We start from the raw sequence: 1,113 nt of genomic DNA on the forward strand, positions 1-1,113 counted from the left end.
CGCACCGAGTTCGAGGCTCGATACGAAGTAGTTGCTGAGATAGGCGACCAAGATCCCCAGTACGACGTTAAGCTGGAAGGCGCCGACCATCATGCCCCGCCGCTCGGCAGGCGCGATTTCGGCGATATAGACCGGCGCCAGCACCGACGAAGCCCCGACCGCGAAACCAGCCAGCACCCGCATGATCAGCAGCATCGGCCAATTCACCGCCAGCAGGCAGCCCACGCCGGAAACGAGATAGAGCAGTGCGATCACTGTCAAAGACGCACGCGCGCCATAACGGTCTCCGGGAATACCGGCAAGCAAGGCGCCCGCCAGCGTCCCCCAGAGCGCACTGGAGACGGTAATCCCAACTCCGGTAGCGTCGAGACCGAAAGCAGTTCGGATGCCTTCCGTTGTTCCGGCGATGACCGCCGTGTCAAAACCGAACAAGAGCCCGGCGAGCGCGCCGACAAGCACGCCCCGGAATAGCGTTACATTCATCCAAACTGCCCTTCCCAACCAACAATTTGATTTTGCTATATAAACCTAAACTTCCCATCGGGAGACACCCCAAAAGGTATCTCCCGATGCATCTGACACGGCCGCGCATGGATAATCTACGAAAACCAGGCTGCTGGGTTGAAATCGAGCCACCGACATGATCACCATGAACACGGTCCAACCTCTCGTTCGATCACGCAGCTATCTCCCGCAGGTGGTTGCTCGTCCACCAATGCGCTAAGCAGACGCCTTTTCCCTGTCCATCGTGAATGATGCAGCGATCAAGTCAGAAATTAGCTGGAACGTCGATCCCGGACCGCGCCGCCCCCCCCCACATGAGAAGGTACTGATCTGATCCCGGAAAACTGGATCGCTTTGAGTTAGTCCGTAGACTCATAAACGCGAAGCCACAGCCGCATTGAAGCAAGTTGAACCATGGCAAGGAAGTTCTCGGCCAGTTTGTCGTAGCGGGTTGCAACCCGTCGGAAGTGCTTCAGCTTGGAGAAGAACCGCTCAATCAGGTTCCGTTCGCGATAGAGCCACGTGCTGAAGTACGACTTGGATCGGCGGTTCGCCTTGGGTGGGATGTTGGCAAACACGCCTCTGTCGCGGATAGATGCCCGGATACGG

General features: G+C 57.8%; 2 protein-coding genes. Both read right to left on the reverse strand.

Going from position 1 to position 1,113, the window contains the following annotated elements:
• Positions 1–483, reverse strand: a 483-nt coding sequence (locus tag OKA11_RS24385) for an MFS transporter (RefSeq protein ID WP_267225218.1), incomplete at its 3' end; no start/stop codon positions are given.
• 380 nt (positions 484–863) lie between these two features.
• The coding region (locus OKA11_RS24390) for a transposase (RefSeq protein WP_267225220.1) at positions 864–1,113 on the reverse strand (250 nt) is incomplete at its 5' end.

Source organism: Novosphingobium clariflavum (genome assembly GCF_026420865.1).
Lineage (GTDB): Bacteria > Pseudomonadota > Alphaproteobacteria > Sphingomonadales > Sphingomonadaceae > Novosphingobium > Novosphingobium clariflavum.